Here is a 14,340-nt window from a genome sequence, read left to right as displayed (position 1 = left end):
TGTTTAACATGGAGGTTTACCTTCTTCAATATTGACTCAATTGAGCCAGAATACTGACCTCCCTATCGAATAAAATGTTATCCCAATAAAAACAAAACGGGCCACAAATGCGGCCCGTAATATTTGATATATCAATTACATAATTAAATGCTATTGACTCACAGTAAAGTACTCAATATCGATGGTTTTACGCAAAATGCTAATTAAACCTGAAAGCTCTTGTTGAGCACTCATCTGCATTAGCTGTTCGCCAACCTGTTTATTAAATTGAGAGTCGACTTCTTCATTTACCTTGGTCAGCTCAACAAGCACAATGTCACCGTTCAATTCTTTAGCTTGCGCGTATTCAGCCTTACCAGCAGCAGGCTTAGGCATGGAGAAAACTGTACTCGCTAGGCTCGAGCTACGATCAATAACTTCACTCTCACCAAAAGACAGATTGTTTTCCGCCAGTAATGCTTCTTTCCCTTCCTGCAGTTGAGCCATTAGTTTTTCAGCCAATTCAATAGCCGCTTGCTCACCTTTAACTTTCGCTAACGTATCTGTTACTTCATCGCGTACTTCAGTTAGTGGAAGAACGGTCTCCTCACGGATATCCTCCACTCGCACAACGATTACATGCTCAGGTGCAACCTCAATAACTTCAGAGTTCAAGCCGTCTTCTTTAACTTCAGGGCTAAGAATTGCTTGAAGGACTGCTGGAGAACTTAGTAACTTTGGAGCATCGACTTGAGAAATAAAATCGGTTGTAGTGATTTCTGCGTCGATTGCTTGAGCTGCATCATCCAACGAGTCAGGGTATTCGAATGCAATCTTCTCTAGCTCGCTTTGAAGCTCGTAAAACTGGTCAACCCCTTTCTGATTTCTTAACTCTGCTTTGATAGAAGCAACCATATCAGCGTATGGCTTCGCAACAGACGCTTTGATCTCGTCAAGCTTAATGATGTGGTAACCAAAACCTGACTTAACTAGACCCGTCATATCACCAACGCTCTGTAGTGAAAATGCGGCTTCTTCGAAAGCTGGGTCCATGACATCACGTTCAATGAAGCCTAGAGAGCCGCCTTCTGACGCACTACCAAAGTCATCTGACTTCTCTTCGGCCAATGCAGCAAAATCTGCACCTGCGTTAAGTTCATTAAGAATAGCTTGTGCTTTTTCTTTGTCATCACCTTCTACAAGGATATGGCTTACACTACGCTGCTCTGCTGAAGAGTATTTGTCTAGGTGCTCCTCGTAATACTGCTTCGCCTCTTGTTCGGAAATGTTGATGCTGTCTTTTAGTTTTTGAGCAGCAAGCTCAATGTACGCAACTTTAACTTGCTCAGGGCGCGTATAACGTTCAGCATTTTCTTCATAGAAAGCGTTGATGTCATCTTCTGATAGCTCAACATCAGCTGCGAAATCTGCAAGAGGTAATGTAACTTTCTTGATTTCACGAGTTTGAGTCAGCAATTTAGACTGAAGTTCCACTTCCCCTGGAAGTGAAAAATCACTTGCTTGGATTGCAGTGAGAAGTTGATTACGCACGAGGTCACGGCGCAAATATTCAGCAAAGCTTTCAGGGTTAAAACCAGCACGACGCAGCGATGTTTGATAGATATCTTGATCAAATTTTCCATCAACCTGGAATTGAGGCATATCAAGAATCATCTTGCGTACTTGACTGTCGCTGACGCGTAACCCTAAAGATTCTGCATGCTGCTCAAGCAAAACGTCATTAACCATGCGATCCAACACAGACTTGCGGAAAGTTTCTACATAGCTAGGGTCTGCTAATAGGTTTGAGAAATAATCACCTAGCTGGGCTTGCATGCGATTGCGTTCATTTTGATACGCTTGCTCAAACTCACCACGACCAATTTCTACATTGCCAACTTTTGCTGCAGTGTTACCAGTACCACCAACGATGTAGCTACCAACACCAGCAAATACGAATGATAGGATGATAAGTCCTAGGATAATTTTAACCGCGATGCTGTTAACGCCTTCGCGTAATCGATCCATCATACTTAAACTACTCTCCGCTCGCATAACAACTCAGCCTTAATACACTGATTGAAAATGCTAAATACTAAAACCAAAAATGAATAGCGCGATAATATCAGAAAAAGAAATGCGCATCAGTATGATGCGCATAAATTAAAAAGGTTCTCTAAAAACGCTAAATTGTGCGATTCTATTAGTTGCAAGCGTCTTTCAGAGCTTTACCAGCTTTGAATGAAGGAACTTTCGCTTCTGCGATTTGGATCTCTTCACCTGTTTTAGGGTTACGGCCTGTGCGCGCCGCGCGAGTACGTACACTGAACGTACCAAAACCCACTAGAGCAACCTGATCGCCAGACTGTAGAGTGTCGCCTACCGCGTCGATAAATGCATCAAGAGCACGACCAGCTGATGCTTTAGATAAATCTGCGTTTTCTGCAATTTTTTCTACTAATTGTGTTTTATTCACTGTGATTCCCCTTTGCGCTACCTGTTGTAATTATTCACGGTAGCTTTTCGTTCCATTTCATTTCAAATTAGCGACAATCCCTTACACAACAAGGCCTGAAGCTTTAGTGGCTAACGTTAGCCTTCAAAAAAAACGCTGACAAGCCTTTTTCAGGTTATCAGCGTAATCTTTTACTTATTTTTGCTACACATCACTATTTTACAGGCGCAATGTCTACCCCTGTAGGGTCTTGTTCCAACGCAACTTTCAGGACTTCATCAATCCATTGTACTGGAATAACTTTCAGGTCTGCGATGACGTTATCAGGGATTTCTTCCAGGTCACGTTCGTTGTCTTTAGGAATCAACACCGTTTTAATTCCACCACGATGTGCCGCAAGCAGTTTCTCTTTCAAGCCACCAATTGGAAGCACTTCGCCTCGTAGAGTAATTTCACCCGTCATGGCAACTTCTGCTTTAACAGGGTTGCCCGTCAAGCTAGACACTAATGCCGTGCACATTGCAATACCCGCACTAGGGCCATCTTTTGGCGTTGCACCTTCAGGTACATGGACGTGAATATCACGTTTTTCATAAAAATCAGAGTTAATACCCAGTTTTTCAGCACGAGAACGAACCACTGTCATCGCAGCTTGAATCGACTCTTGCATAACATCGCCAAGTGATCCCGTTTGAGTAAGTTTACCTTTACCCGGCATTGACTGGGTTTCGATTGTCAGCAAATCACCGCCTACTTCCGTCCAAGCAAGACCAGTAACTTGACCAATGCGATTGCTTTCGTCAGCTTTACCGTAGTCATGACGCTGAACACCTAAAAACTCTTTCAAGTTATCCATCGTCACTTTGACCGTTTTAATATTCTTATTCAGAAGAATATTTTTAACCGCCTTGCGACAAACCTTCGAGATCTCACGCTCAAGGTTACGTACACCCGCTTCTCGTGTGTAGTAGCGAATAATACCGATGATCGCAGAATCATCGATATCAATTTCACCCGGTTTTAGGCCATTGCGCTGAATTTGTTTATCAACAAGGTGACGCTTAGCGATATTCAGCTTCTCATCTTCTGTATAACCAGAAAGACGAATCACTTCCATACGATCCAGTAGAGGTCCTGGAATGTTCATTGAGTTAGACGTAGCAACAAACATAACGTCTGACAGATCGTAATCCACTTCTAGATAGTGATCATTGAACGAGCTATTTTGTTCTGGGTCTAGGACTTCAAGCAAAGCAGATGACGGATCACCGCGCATGTCTGAAGACATCTTGTCGATTTCATCAAGCAAGAACAGTGGGTTCTTCACACCAACTTTCGACATTTTTTGGATTAGCTTACCCGGCATAGAACCAATGTAAGTACGGCGGTGACCGCGGATTTCTGCTTCGTCACGCACGCCACCCAGTGCCATGCGGGTGTATTTACGGCCAGTCGCTGCCGCAATTGAGCGACCTAGCGAGGTTTTACCTACGCCCGGAGGACCAACAAGGCAAAGGATCGGACCTTTCAACTTATTAATACGGTTTTGAACCGCTAAATACTCAAGAATGCGCTCTTTAACACGCTCTAGACCATAATGGTCTTCGTTAAGAATGTCTTCTGCCTTCGCAAGATCTTTCTTCACTTTTGAGCGTTTGTTCCACGGAACACCTACCATCCAGTCGATGTAACCACGAACAACCGTCGCTTCCGCTGACATCGGCGACATCATCTTAAGCTTTTGTAGCTCTTGTTCTGTCTTTTCACGCGCTTCTTTCGGCATTTTGGAGTCGATAATTTTTTGCTTCAGAGCTTCAAACTCATCGACACCATCTTCTGTTTCGCCCAGCTCTTTCTGAATCGCTTTCATTTGCTCATTCAGATAGTACTCACGCTGAGATTTTTCCATCTGCTTTTTAACGCGAGTGCGAATACGCTTCTCAACTTGTAGCAAGTCGATTTCTGATTCCATTTGTCCCATTAGGAACTCTAGACGCTCTCCAACATCTAATGTTTCAAGCACAGTTTGCTTATCAACAAGCTTCAAAGGCATGTGCGCAGCAATTGTATCGGCAAGACGAGCTGCACCTTCGATGCCATTAAGAGAAGTTAGAACTTCCGGTGGGATTTTCTTATTGAGCTTGATGAAACCTTCGAATTGATTGATCGCACTGCGCACAATCACTTCTTCTTCGCGTTCATCAATCTGTTCTGTTACTAAATACTCTGCATCTGCAACAAAGAATTCGTCATCCGTCAATTGATGAATCTGAGCGCGCTGCTGACCTTCAACCAATACTTTCACTGTACCATCTGGCAGTTTAAGTAACTGTAGAATGGTCGCGACAGTACCTACCTCAAAAAGGTCGTTTTTTGTTGGCTCATCTGTTTCTGCTTCTTTTTGAGCTACTAGCAGCACTTGCTTGTTGTTATCCATTGCTGCCTCTAGGCAAGCGATCGATTTTTCTCGACCAACAAACAAAGGGATTACCATGTGCGGGTAAACGACTACATCTCTTAGAGGCAGTACGGGGATCTCGATACGTTCGGAACGTTCCAAGTTCATATTCTTCTCTCTTCCGCTTAGTCTTATGAGCAGTATATGGGGGCTAATTGGTTGGATTCAATGAAAGAATAAAAAAAAGGAGGCATTTGATAGCCTCCTTCTTTGATTTAGTAATTTATGTGAATCTGATTAAGATTCTGCACCTGCAGCTTGGTTATCAGAGTTGCTGTAAATCAGAAGTGGATCTGATTCACCTTTAATTACTGACTCGTCGATAACTACTTTGCTGACGTCATCCATTGATGGCAATTCATACATGGTTTCAAGCAAAATGCCTTCTAAGATAGAACGCAAACCACGTGCACCTGTTTTACGTTCCATTGCTTTTTTCGCAATAGCTCGCAGTGCATCTTCGCGGAATTCCAATTCTGCATTTTCGAGTTCAAACAATGCCGCATACTGCTTAGTAAGTGCATTCTTAGGCTCACACAAAATTTGGATTAGTGCATCTTCATCCAGCTCTGTCAGTGTTGTTGTTACTGGCAGACGACCGATAAACTCGGGGATAAGACCGTATTTCACTAAATCTTCTGGTTCAACTTGAGTGAATAGCTCACCCACCGTCTTACTTTCGTCTTTAGAGCGAACTTCTGCGCCAAAGCCAATACCAGTACCCGTCGCGACACGTTGGTCAATCACTTTATCAAGGCCTGCAAACGCACCACCACAGATAAATAGAATCTTCGATGTATCTACTTGTAGGAACTCTTGCTGAGGGTGCTTACGACCACCTTGTGGTGGAACAGAAGCAACTGTGCCTTCGATAAGTTTTAGTAACGCTTGCTGAACACCTTCACCCGATACGTCACGCGTAATAGATGGGTTCTCAGCCTTACGTGAAATCTTGTCGATCTCATCAATGTACACAATGCCACGCTCTGCTTTTGCTACATCGTAGTCACATTTTTGCAGAAGCTTCTGGATGATGTTTTCAACGTCTTCACCAACGTAACCCGCTTCGGTAAGTGTTGTTGCATCTGCCATTGTGAAAGGTACATCTAGGAGACGAGCCAGTGTTTCGGCCAATAGCGTCTTACCACTACCCGTAGGACCGATCAGAAGGATGTTACTTTTACCAAGCTCAACACCTTCACTTGTCGTATCTCCGTTACGTAAACGCTTGTAGTGGTTGTAAACGGCTACCGCTAGCACTTTCTTAGCGTAATCTTGACCAATCACGTATTCATCTAGATGTTCACGAATCTCTCTTGGCGTTGGTAGTGCCTCAGATTGTTTCTTAGGAAGAACATCTTTGATTTCTTCACGAATAATGTCATTACATAAGTCGACACATTCATCACAAATATAGACGGATGGACCGGCGATTAGCTTGCGAACTTCGTGCTGGCTTTTACCGCAGAAAGAGCAGTAAAGAAGCTTACCACTACCACTCTCTTTGCTTTTGTCTGTCATTCGCTAACCTCTTAGCCTTTACTCTTTATGATTTGAGTGTATATCAATTTAAGCCGAATTGCGCTAAACAATTACTATCAATTCCTAGCTGCGATGGCTTAATACCGCATCAACCAGACCGTATTCAACTGCTTGCTCTGCAGACATGAAATTATCGCGATCCGTGTCTCGTTCAATCACTTCCATAGGTTGACCAGTGTGCTCTGCAAGCAACGTGTTCAGCTTGCTCTTAATAGACAAGATCTCTTGTGCGTGGATCTGAATATCAGATGCTTGGCCTTGGAAGCCACCTAGTGGTTGGTGAATCATGACGCGAGAGTTAGGAAGGACGTAACGCTTGCCTGGTGCACCACCCGCTAATAGGAAAGCACCCATTGAACAAGCTTGACCAGTACATAAGGTACTTACGTTCGGTTTGATGAACTGCATAGTGTCGTAGATAGACATACCCGCAGTCACACTGCCACCCGGCGAGTTGATATATAGGAAAATATCTTTATCTGGGTTCTCTGACTCAAGGAAAAGAAGTTGGGCAACCACTAGGTTCGCCATGTTGTCTTCGACTTGACCAGTCAAGAAAATGATTCGCTCTTTTAGCAGACGCGAGTAAATATCGTAAGAACGTTCACCACGGGAAGTTTGTTCAACCACCATTGGTACGAGTGCGTTCATAATTGGCGACATTGCATTTTTTTCTTGGTAGCTCATATTCTTATGTCCCTAAAATAAATGGCCCGGATGATTATTATCATGCGGACCATTGTTAGCAGAATAGTTAACGCTAAGTCAACCTTCTACGCGAGAACTTGCTGATTAAGCAGCTGGTTGCTGGTTCATTAGCTCGTTGAAGCTAACTTCTTTTTCAGAAACCTGTGCTTTAGCGATGATAGCGTCGATAGCTTGCTCTTCTAGAGCAACGTTACGCATGTTGTCCATCATCTGTTGGTTTTGCTCGTAGTAAGCAATAACTTCAGATGGATCTTCGTATGCTGTCGCCATTTCTTCGATAATCGCTTTCACTTTCTCGTCATCAGCTTTTAGCTCTTCAGACTTGATTACTTCACCAAGTAGAAGACCAACAACTACGCGACGCTTAGCTTGTTCTTCGAACAGTTCACGTGGAAGTTGAGCAGCAGCTTCTGGGTTACCACCAAAACGCTGAGCAGCTTGTTGACGTAGAGTACCGATTTCTTGATCGATAAGTGCCGCAGGAACGTCGATGTCGTTCTCTTTAACAAGGCCGTCAAGAGCTTGCTCTTTGATGCGGTTCTTGATTGCTTGCTTAAGCTCACGTTCCATGTTCTTACGAACTTCAGCTTTAAGTGCGTCAACGCCGCCTTCTGCAACACCAAACTTAGAAACGAACTCGTCGTTTAGTTCAGGAAGCTCACGCGCTTCAACTTTGTTTACTTTGATCGCGAATTTCGCCGCTTTACCTTTTAGGTTTTCAGCGTGGTAATCTTCTGGGAAAGTCACGTCGATTTCGAATTCCATACCAGCAGTCTTGCCTGCGATACCGTCTTCAAAACCAGGGATCATGCGACCTGCGCCCATTTCTAGTGGGAAGTTCTCAGCTTTGCCGCCTTCGAACTCCTCACCGTCGATAGAACCAACGAAATCGATAGTAGCACGCTTGCCTTCTTCAGCCGCTTCTTCTACTTCAACCCAACCAGCTTGTTGCTTGCGTAGAGTTTCGATCATCTCTTCAACGTCAGCGTCTTGAACTTCAGTTGTTGGTTTTTCAACAGTGATGTTCTCTAGGCCTTTTAGCTCAACTTCTGGGTAAACTTCAAAAGTTGCGTTAAATACTAGGTCTTCACCTTCTTTATTTTCAACTGGAGCAAAAGTTGGTGCGCCTGCTGGGTTGATTTTCTCTTTAACGATCGCTTCGATGAAGTGACGTTGCATTACTTCGCCCATCACATCTTGACGTACTGCTTTGCCGTACATCTTCGCAACCATTTTTAGAGGCACTTTGCCTTTACGGAAACCATCAAAACGACGGTTTTTAGCGATGTTGCGTAGTTCAGCTGTTACAGCGTCTTCGATGTTTGCAGCTGGAACAGTAATGTTAAGACGGCGCTCTAGGCCCTCTAGAGTTTCAACAGTAACTTGCATTATTCTTTAACCTCAAAACTGGCTCAGTTTGGCTGAGCTTATGTGCCCTTAAGCAATAAGGACCCATCCTTGTTTGTACTCTGTGAGTACTCTTTGTATATCGAGTATCGATAACCGAATGAATCAGTTATCGGACTAATGAGCGATATCTTCTCGAACTCAATTCGCTAAAGGTATCTCTGATTAGCCTCAGGATAAAAATTTAGACGCAGCATTCTACCGACCTAGTCGATAGCTGTCGAGCCGATCCCAAGAATACCAAGGGCATTACCCTAAAAACCCATTTAACTGCTAAAAAAATCAGCAATATTGTCATTAGCAGTTTCAGAAATGGGGACATTAAAGGCTTTTTCAAGAGAAACTAGAATTTTTTTCAATTTAAAGAATAAAACTAGATCTAAGTCCGGTTTTATTCCTCATTTTTATTACAGAGATAAACACTCTCTTAACAAAACCCATTACTCTATATACCTGTTGTTGTGCCTTACCAGGGAAGGTTATGTCGCCATTTCGCCGGGCAAATCTGTATTTGTTCTTATTCTATCTAATGTGTTTGCTTGTTGGTTCTCAATCTATTTGGGACTATCACCACCAGTCTCTTCTGGAGGAACATCAGGCTCAACTGGATCGTTTTGCGAGCAACATATCGTCAAAGCTAGATAAATACGCGCACTTACCTCAACTACTGGCAAAAGATAATGAGCTGATTTCAGCACTGAAACAACCGACAAACCCAGCGCAAATCGACCTGACAAACCGCTACTTAAAGAACGTAAACGAGATAATTCAAGCCGCTGATACCTATCTTTTAGATCAGTGGGGGAACACGATAGCAGCCAGCAACTGGGATTTAGACCGTTCATTTGTCGGAATTAACTTCGCTTGGCGCCCGTACTTTTCTAACGCCATTAAAGGAAATGCAAGCCAGTATTTTGCTTTAGGCTCAACGTCCGGCCAGCGTGGTTACTATTATTCGTACCCGGTCGTTTATGCCGCCGATATTGTTGGCGTGATTGTGGTTAAAATGGATCTAACAGCCATTGAAGGAAACTGGAAAAGTCGTACCAATACCTTCGTTGCCACAGACAGCCACAACGTTATCTTTATGTCGAGTAACCCTAACTGGTTGTTCAAAAGCCTGACACCACTCAGCGAAGAAGAACGTTTAAAAATAAGTGCGAGCCGTCAGTATCTTGATACCGACATCCTCTCGTTAGGACTATTTGGATCCCTCAACGAACCGGCAACGGTACTTCGAAACCCTGATATTGGTTGGATCAAGGGGGACTACATTATTTCAAGCCGTCAGTTTCCTAGTATCGATTTAACCATTCGAGTGCTGACCGAGAAAATGACCTTGTTCTGGCACACGCTAAGCTTCGCGATGGTGATGACCCTTGTCTTTGTTGTTGCATTTTTGACCTTACAACTGTCTTATCAGAGACAATTGAAAAAGCGTCAATTTGAACAATTGCAGTCAGAATCAAAGCAAAAGCTGGAGTTTCTTGTACTGGAGCGCACGTCTGAGCTGCAAGCTGAAATTTTAGAGCGAACCCGAACCGAACAAACGCTGAGACACACGCAAGATGAGCTGATCCAAGCGGCAAAACTGGCGGTTTTAGGGCAAATGTCCGCCAGCATCAGCCATGAACTGAACAATCCATTAGCGGCGATACGCAGCTTTGCCGACAATGGCCGACGTTTTTTAAGTAAACAAAAATATGACCGTGTCGATGACAACCTAAGCAGGATTTCAAACCTCACCGACCGAATGGCAAAAATCAGCAGCCAGCTAAAATCATTTACGCGCAAGTCAGACAGCCGCGACGTGAGCGTTCAGGATCTCGCGCCTATTATTATTTCAGCGCGGGAATTGCTGGCACCGCAAATCAAAGCCAATCGCGTTGAGTTTATTGCTGATGTCGAGCCTACGCTTGGCTTAGTAGAAGTGAATGCCATTCAGGTTGAACAGGTGTTAATTAACCTTATTACCAACGCAGCTCAGGCGGTTGAAGATATGTCTGAGCGGCTTGTTCAGCTAACGATTCAACAGCAAGATAGCGGAATAGCTATTCACATAGACGATAACGGCCCAGGGATTACCGAAACACAAGCTCAGCATTTATTCGAACCATTTTTCACTACCAAGAAAAATGGCCTTGGTCTTGGTCTGTCTATTTCCCAACAAATTATTGAAACCATGAAAGGGACACTTTCTGTTGGAGAGTCCCCTTTAGGCGGAGCAAGGTTTACCATTACCCTGCCATTAGTGAACGCCAATCAAACCAAAACAGCTAAGGACAGTTGATGGACGACGTATTTTTTATCGACGATGAAAGTGACATTCGCCTAGCCATAGAACAAAGCTTTGAGCTGGAGGAGATTTCCGCGCAATTTTTTGCCAGCGCGGAGGATGCAATGCTGGCGATAAAACAACAAGGCTTGCCTAAAGTCGTAATAACGGATATTTGCTTGCCCGGTTTATCGGGCGAAAACCTGCTTTCGACTGTTATAAACCAAGACAGCGATGTGCCGGTTATCTTAATTACGGGCCATGGTGACATTTCGATGGCGGTTAACGCGCTACAAAATGGTGCCTACGACTTTATCGAAAAACCGTTCGCGATTGATCGCCTGATCGACACCACCAAACGTGCGTTGGAAAAACGCGAGCTAACGTTAGAAAACCAAGAGCTTAAGCGCAGCCTGAAAGCAAGCCAAACCCTTGGCCCAAGAATTATTGGTGACACACCCGCCATTGGCGTGTTGCGCGATACCATATTACATATCGCCGATACCAATGCGGACATTCTACTGTTTGGTGAAACCGGAACAGGTAAAGAGCTATTTGCTCGTTCCATCCATGAACAAAGCTCACGCCGAGACGCCAATTTCGTTGCGATCAACTGCGGCGCGGTGCCGGAGAATCTGATTGAGAGCGAGCTCTATGGGCACGAGAAAGGCGCGTTCACGGGCGCAGACGCCAAACGTATTGGTAAGTTTGAACATGCACAAGGCGGCACACTGTTTTTAGATGAGATTGAGTCAATGCCGATGCAAGCTCAAATTCGGCTGCTGCGGGTACTGCAAGAACGAGTGATTGAACGCGTCGGTTCGAACGAGTTGATCCCTGTCGATATTCGTGTGATTGCCGCCACCAAATCTGACCTAAAAAAAGCCGCGCAGGAAGGCACATTTCGTGAAGACCTCTATTACCGCTTAAACGTCGTAACCCTAGATTTGCCGCCGCTTCGGCAACGAAAAGAAGACATTCCAGCCCTATTCCATCATTTTCTGTTAGTTGCGGCTTCACGTTATGGCAAAGCGGCCAATGTACTGCCCGAGGCAGATTTGCAAACGTTAATGAGCCACGATTGGCCAGGTAATGTGCGTGAATTAAGAAACAGTGCAGAGCGATTCGTACTACTTGGCAATCTTGGGCATTTAAACCCAGAGTCGCCCTCGCAAATTTCGACACCACTTGCCGTACAGGTGGCAGAGTTCGAAAAGACCATCATCGAGCAAGCGCTTTCCAGCTGTAATGGGCGCATCAACGAAGCGTTGGACATTCTTCAAGTCGCAAGAAAGACACTGTATGACAAAATGCAGAAATACGGTTTGGATAAAAGCGATTACAAAGGGGACTAATTTGGCATGCTGGGCTATACCGTATAGCCCAGCAAAGATGAACAATTAAAATTCGTACTTAACCGTCACCGACCAGTTACGACGCGCTTGGGTGAGATCTTTGTCCTCAAGTGTGCTGTCTTTAACGTCATTCCAGTCGTAATACTCTTCATCTGCAACGTTAAACAAACCCGCTCGCAACGTGAGATCTTTGAGCGGCTTATAATACGCCGTCATATCAACAACCATCGCACTGCTAAGCGGCAAAATGTCATCGCCATTGATATCACTTCGACGTTTGGCCGCGGTGTAGTTGAGGTTCAACGATGTCCCCCAATTATGATCGGAATCATAGTTAATTCCTGCCATCACATTCCATGGGTTGACGCTGTTTAGCGGGTTATTATTGCCATCCTCACCTTCGGTATACGCCGCTGCTAACCTTGAACTAAAGCCACTGACAGGCATAAAGCTATCCCACGAGAGTTGGTTTGATAATTCGATCCCTTTAATCGTCGCTTTCGCAATATTTTCATACTGCACAATTGCAGGGTTAGCCGGATTCATAAATTGACCCGTTGTCGTCCGCTCAATGAAGTTTTTGTAATCGCTGTAAAAGACTGCAACTTCACTGTTCGATATTTGATTATTATGACGCCAGCCAAATTCGTAAGACGTACTCTCCTCTGCTTTCAGATTTGCGTTCGGCTTACTGTAATAGCTCATTCTTGGGCTACCGTATGAATAGAAGAGTTCTTGGAAATCCGGCGCACGGAAGCCTTGGCTAACCTGGGCAAATAATCGATGCTGTTCATTCAGCTTGTAGATAGTACCTAATCGAGCCGTTAATGCGGAGTCAGAGAATTTCTTATACTCGTTATCAGCGTTACCACTTGGGTTATCACTGGTGTCTCCCGGATCTGTCTCGAACGAGTCATAGCGTACCCCAGGCGTAATGATGAAATTGCCCGCGGTAATTTCATCTTGCAGGAACAAACCGTAACGGCGTTCAGTTGCGGAAGGAATGTAAAAGACGTCCTTATCACCACCGATGCTATTGTATTCTTTGTTTACGTTTTCAATGTCTTTATCAAGGTAAGACGCCCCATAAACGATATAGTGTTCAGTACGACCTAACGCTAAGTACTTATCAAACTGGATATCGAATTGGTAGCCTTCATCTTTATAGAGGTAGTCTTTACGCTGATGATTGAGGTCTGATTCTCCAATTCGATGCGTTACCCCGTTTTCTTCTTTGCTCAGCCAATCAAGCTGCCACGCAATAGAATCGGCCACCGCACTTTGCCCCTGCCAGATGTGCTTAATGCCGCCTTGGAACTGCTCTGTTGTGTCTTCGCTCGAGGCATTGGTGTACCCGTTGTATGCTTGATCGCCGTTGTCCTCGTTATGAGTGTAATGACCATTCAACTCAAGTCGGTGGGCTCCGTTGAGTTGATATTGCAACTTAACCAACAGATTGTTAGCAATCGCATCCATCTCTTGGCGATCACCAAAGTTATCAAGCTCTTTCCCGTCTCGTCTGGTATAAGCCACCAAAGACTCTAACTCTCCGGATTTATTGGCTAAAGCGATGGATTCACTAAACGTGTCGTCTTCAGATGAGAAATTGAATTTGGCATAACCACCGAACTCTTTTCCGCGTAAAAAGTCAGCGGGATCTTTTGTCTCAAACGCCACAATACCGCCAATCGCATCTGAGCCGTGTAACGACGACGCGGCACCTTTCACAATCTCAACCGATTTGACCAAATCGGTATCAATTTCTACCCGAGCTGAATTAACAAAATTACTGCCAGAGTCAAATTGGTTACCCTGAGCAACGCCATCCACCAGCGCTTTGATCCGGTTGCCTTCAATGCCGCGTATATTAATACTTTGCACACCTTGGCGAGCATTGGTTTCGACGGTGACGCCCGGGGTATATTTGAATAGGTCGTCCAAGCCCGTAATCATGTCTTGTTCGATGTTTTCATCACTAATGACGGTCACTGACGCTGCGGTATCTAAGAGTTGGCTATTGGTACGCGTCGCAGAGACCACGACTTCATCTAATGACACACTTTCTTCTGCGATGGCAGGCGCGGAGAGCAGACCGCCAATAACGAGGGCTAACTGAGTTTGCTTAATCATTATTTATTCCGTTTAACAAAAACAATAAGGC

The 14,340-nt window shown here is 44.5% G+C and carries 9 protein-coding genes; 2 read left to right on the top strand and 7 right to left on the bottom strand.

Annotation, left to right across the window (positions count from 1 at the left end; all coding sequences use genetic code 11):
* Positions 1–150 precede the first annotated feature (150 nt).
* From ppiD to tig, 6 genes are all read right to left on the bottom strand, one after another.
* Positions 151–2,010 carry a peptidylprolyl isomerase gene (gene ppiD, locus VNE01S_RS00570; RefSeq protein WP_053396500.1) on the bottom strand — a complete coding sequence of 620 codons (1,860 nt, stop codon included), beginning with the start codon at positions 2,008–2,010 and terminating at the stop codon, positions 151–153.
* Positions 2,011–2,182: 172 nt separating this feature from the next.
* A complete protein-coding gene (gene hbs / locus VNE01S_RS00565; RefSeq protein ID WP_053396429.1) occupies positions 2,183–2,455 on the bottom strand; it encodes a non-specific DNA-binding protein Hbs in 273 nt (90 codons plus the stop codon).
* 193 nt (positions 2,456–2,648) lie between these two features.
* Positions 2,649–5,000 carry an endopeptidase La gene (lon, locus tag VNE01S_RS00560; protein WP_053396430.1) on the bottom strand — a complete coding sequence of 784 codons (2,352 nt, stop codon included), beginning with the start codon at positions 4,998–5,000 and terminating at the stop codon, positions 2,649–2,651.
* A 129-nt stretch (positions 5,001–5,129) separates the two neighbouring features.
* The gene (gene clpX, locus VNE01S_RS00555) at positions 5,130–6,413 is read right to left on the bottom strand and encodes an ATP-dependent protease ATP-binding subunit ClpX (protein ID WP_053396431.1); all 1,284 of its coding nucleotides are present in this window, start codon (positions 6,411–6,413) and stop codon (positions 5,130–5,132) included.
* An 84-nt stretch (positions 6,414–6,497) separates the two neighbouring features.
* Positions 6,498–7,121 (bottom strand): ATP-dependent Clp endopeptidase proteolytic subunit ClpP, encoded by a 624-nt coding sequence (gene clpP / locus VNE01S_RS00550; protein ID WP_053396432.1) that lies wholly within the window; start codon positions 7,119–7,121, stop codon positions 6,498–6,500.
* A gap of 105 nt (positions 7,122–7,226) precedes the next feature.
* Positions 7,227–8,531 carry a trigger factor gene (gene tig, locus VNE01S_RS00545; RefSeq protein WP_053396433.1) on the bottom strand — a complete coding sequence of 435 codons (1,305 nt, stop codon included), beginning with the start codon at positions 8,529–8,531 and terminating at the stop codon, positions 7,227–7,229.
* A gap of 499 nt (positions 8,532–9,030) precedes the next feature.
* Between tig and VNE01S_RS00540 the strand changes: the two genes are divergently transcribed.
* Positions 9,031–10,839 carry a sensor histidine kinase gene (locus VNE01S_RS00540; RefSeq protein WP_053396434.1) on the top strand — a complete coding sequence of 603 codons (1,809 nt, stop codon included), beginning with the start codon at positions 9,031–9,033 and terminating at the stop codon, positions 10,837–10,839.
* Positions 10,839–12,179 (top strand): sigma-54-dependent transcriptional regulator, encoded by a 1,341-nt coding sequence (locus tag VNE01S_RS00535; protein ID WP_053396435.1) that lies wholly within the window; start codon positions 10,839–10,841, stop codon positions 12,177–12,179. The genes VNE01S_RS00540 and VNE01S_RS00535 overlap by 1 nt, the downstream gene beginning before the upstream one ends.
* Before the next feature lie 45 nt (positions 12,180–12,224).
* Here VNE01S_RS00535 and VNE01S_RS00530 read toward each other — a convergent pair whose 3' ends face one another.
* Complete coding sequence (locus VNE01S_RS00530) at positions 12,225–14,309, bottom strand: TonB-dependent hemoglobin/transferrin/lactoferrin family receptor (protein ID WP_053396436.1); 2,085 nt, start codon at positions 14,307–14,309, stop codon at positions 12,225–12,227.
* Between the last annotated feature and the right edge of the window lie 31 nt (positions 14,310–14,340).

It is taken from the genome of Vibrio nereis NBRC 15637 (assembly GCF_001591105.1).
Taxonomy (GTDB): domain Bacteria; phylum Pseudomonadota; class Gammaproteobacteria; order Enterobacterales; family Vibrionaceae; genus Vibrio; species Vibrio nereis.
This window is presented reverse-complemented; position numbering and strand designations above follow the sequence as displayed.

Coding starts and splice junctions, on each gene's coding strand:
- lon (WP_053396430.1), bottom strand. CDS start 5,000: ATGAACTTGGAACGTTCCGAACGTATCGAGATCCCCGTACTGCCTCTA.
- tig (WP_053396433.1), bottom strand. CDS start 8,531: ATGCAAGTTACTGTTGAAACTCTAGAGGGCCTAGAGCGCCGTCTTAAC.
- clpP (WP_053396432.1), bottom strand. CDS start 7,121: ATGAGCTACCAAGAAAAAAATGCAATGTCGCCAATTATGAACGCACTC.
- VNE01S_RS00540 (WP_053396434.1), top strand. CDS start 9,031: ATGTCGCCATTTCGCCGGGCAAATCTGTATTTGTTCTTATTCTATCTA.
- clpX (WP_053396431.1), bottom strand. CDS start 6,413: ATGACAGACAAAAGCAAAGAGAGTGGTAGTGGTAAGCTTCTTTACTGC.
- VNE01S_RS00535 (WP_053396435.1), top strand. CDS start 10,839: ATGGACGACGTATTTTTTATCGACGATGAAAGTGACATTCGCCTAGCC.
- ppiD (WP_053396500.1), bottom strand. CDS start 2,010: ATGATGGATCGATTACGCGAAGGCGTTAACAGCATCGCGGTTAAAATT.
- VNE01S_RS00530 (WP_053396436.1), bottom strand. CDS start 14,309: ATGATTAAGCAAACTCAGTTAGCCCTCGTTATTGGCGGTCTGCTCTCC.